We start from the raw sequence: 2,930 nt of genomic DNA, 5'->3' as shown, positions 1-2,930 counted from the left end.
ATATGGAAGAGATCGGTAAGAGATGTGCGAGATCGATATGCTTCTCGTGACATTGAATGAGAAGTGAGATATTCGTTGGCATGGAGTACCATAAATCACAATAACACGTGGTAGAGAAGTAGGAAGAGGAGTTTGAGCCTATTTGTTTGATGCTTTGACTCCACGGCACTAATCGGCGATATATAACACGGCTTTTTGAGTATTGCAAATTTGATCCAACACATTACAGACATCATTCACAAAAAATAGACACCTGTTCATGCACTTCCTACTCCACTTCAGTCGAAGATGGCAAAAGGATAACATTGCGGCCTGCTTATTATTGATGTTATGATAACATCGAAAGGAGACTGATAGAAAGGATGATCGAATGATGTCCAAGACTAGATCCTCAAGGAATAGAACGATAGATATCAGTATCAGTGAAGGAAAACATTATCTTGATAGATGTATTAGATTGAATGAGATAACTCACCTTGATAATGTGATCAACAAAACCATTTTGGGAGATATGTTCCAGGTTTGCAAATTTCTACCAAGAAACTCTGTAGACTTATTAATAGTTGATCCTCCGTACAATCTTAGCAAACAATATCACGGGAACTCATTTAGCAGAAAAAAAGATTCAGAATATCTTGCATATACCATTTCGTGGATAGAGGCAATCATTCCTTTGTTGAAAGAGAATTCGTCAATCTATGTATGTTGTGATTGGGAAACAAGTTTGATCATTGGAAGCGCTTTGATGAGATACTTCAAGGTTAGAAATCGAATTACTTGGCAGAGAGAGAAGGGAAGAGGGGCAAAGAAGAACTGGAAGAATGCAATGGAAGATATTTGGTTTGCAACTAAATCGGAAGATTATTTCTTCAATTACCAAGCGGTTAAGGTGAGACGGAAGGTAATTGCTCCTTACAGAGTAGATGGAACTCCAAAAGATTGGAAAGAGACTTCTGGTGGAAACTTCAGAGATACCCACGCTTCGAATTTCTGGGATGACATCACCATTCCTTTCTGGTCAATGCCTGAAAATACAGCTCATCCAACTCAAAAACCAGAGAAGTTAGTTGCAAAGTTGCTATTGGCGAGTTCAAATCTTGGGAACGTTATACTTGATCCATTCTTGGGTTCCGGGACTACAAGTGTCGTAGCTAAGAAGCTTAAACGTAATTATATAGGCATAGAGCAGAACAAACGATACTGCTTATGGGCAGAAAAGAGATTAGAAATGGCTGATTTTGATACAAGCATACAAGGCTATACGAACGGTGTGTTTTGGGAACGAAATACATTGGCTTCACAGGGTTCAAGAACAAAGAGAGTTGACCAAAGCCCAACACAACCGTTGAACGGGCAATTGTCTTTTGATAGCCCTTTGGAGGAGAAAGGTGTATAACAAGTTTCTCATAGATTCACTATCAAAACTCGTCCGGAGCAAAGATGGAATTAATGATAAATCTGCACTCTCAATAATAGTAAAGAGCACCTTTTCTCTTACCGAAGATCGAAGCGTCTATTACTGTGAGGATTTTGCAATAAGATTCTGCAAAACCAGAAGCAGTAGTTTTTCCAACACTGTTTTGTCTCTCTCTGCTCTACAGAAATATGATGACAGACCCTTCATTGTTTGCGCTGTATCACCCGCTGAGAACTTTCTGTTTCTTGCAAATACAACGTGCCTGAAGAAAATAAGCCACTCTTCACAAGAACTACGAACTGACAATATCAAGGGTAGTTTCAATGGATCAGATATACTACGGTCAATAGAAGGAACTGAGAATTGTCCAGAAGGGTTTGAAGATCTATTCTTACTCCATCAGAATTTCTCATTTGAAGAAAACTTGTGTAGACTTGTTGAAAGCACTGGAAGAATCGTTCCAACGGGCTCGAGATATGAGCCCAATCAGATGGAATTGGAAATCATCTTTGATGCGCCGATAAGAACAGTAAACTTTGCTAATTCTTCCGACTATGATACTTTGAATCAAGAATTGGCCGACCGGGTTTCAAGCGTGAAATGTGCAATATTCGCAGCTGCCTATATTGAAAACGTAAACATTAGAGGAAGAGTGATTGAATATCTAATAACGGCTGACGAAGAAGGGAAAAAACCATTACTGAACGCTCTTTTGAAAAAGGAGGTGCTTCCAAGAATTAGGACGGCGAACCAGCTAGGCGATTACACTAGGAATTTTCCCCAGTTTGATACAGAAANNGTGATGTTCTTATCAAGTGCTCCCAAAGCTTATAATATCGACAAGTTTCTGCAATTCATTTCTAGAATGAAATCTGTATACATGGTATATGTAGTTGCCGTTGATAGTACTCAATCAATCAGAACAAGACTGTGTTCACCTTTTAACACCCAAATTCTTGAAGGCACTCGTGTAATACATCATTGGGCAGGAAGAAACTCTAGAGGAGTCACACAGTACACTGGTGATTGTCTGAAGCAAGTAGTCAACAAGTTCAACAACTCAATTGATATTGAGAAATCTAGGGACTTTCTAAAAGAGCTATTGGGCCGTTAAGATCTGTGATCATAGTTTATGTTCTTCACTAGCTGGGATAATCATTCATATGCACAGTTTGGAAGAAGAATTTTCTGCAATTTGCTGACTTCCGATCGATCCATTACTTTGAGTATGCTCAATCTGTGGAATACTTTAAGCCTTTTTTAGAAGCTAGTATCCCGCGAAATCATAACTATGAATCAACATGCAAGTCTAGAACGTCAAAGCTGAGTCGTTGAGGTTTTGTAATCTCAGTCAGCATATTATCATACCTTCCCGAATAATCTATTCTGGACAAAGGCTCCATCTCGAGAGGTAGCTCCCAAATTGAATACTTCTTCTTATTCAATGCAGTGTCTTTCAGCTTCTTTCTCAGTACGCTCATTAGGATGAACCCTTACTTCCCGAAAAGTCTAA

2 protein-coding genes are annotated in these 2,930 nt (G+C 39.0%); one reads left to right on the top strand and one right to left on the bottom strand.

Annotation, left to right across the window (positions count from 1 at the left end):
- Window positions 1–370: 370 nt before the first annotated feature.
- A complete protein-coding gene (locus tag B3N33_RS03860) occupies window positions 371–1,396 on the top strand; it encodes a site-specific DNA-methyltransferase (protein ID WP_349680361.1) in 1,026 nt (341 codons plus the stop codon).
- A 1,310-nt stretch (window positions 1,397–2,706) separates the two neighbouring features.
- On the opposite strand, the gene B3N33_RS03855 is transcribed toward B3N33_RS03860, so the two are convergent.
- Complete coding sequence (locus B3N33_RS03855; RefSeq protein ID WP_214061472.1) at window positions 2,707–2,898, bottom strand: hypothetical protein; 192 nt, start codon at window positions 2,896–2,898, stop codon at window positions 2,707–2,709.
- Between the last annotated feature and the right edge of the window lie 32 nt (window positions 2,899–2,930).

Origin of the sequence: Mesotoga sp. UBA5825 (genome assembly GCF_002432955.1) — a bacterium.
Taxonomy (GTDB): domain Bacteria; phylum Thermotogota; class Thermotogae; order Petrotogales; family Kosmotogaceae; genus Mesotoga.
Note: the sequence above shows the minus strand (reverse complement) of the source record. Positions and strands in the feature narration are given on the sequence as shown.

Bases quoted from the DNA above. Each gene is read 5' to 3' on its own strand.
- B3N33_RS03860 (WP_349680361.1), top strand. From the start codon at position 371: ATGATGTCCAAGACTAGATCCTCAAGGAATAGAACGATAGATATCAGT.
- B3N33_RS03855 (WP_214061472.1), bottom strand. From the start codon at position 2,898: ATGAGCGTACTGAGAAAGAAGCTGAAAGACACTGCATTGAATAAGAAG.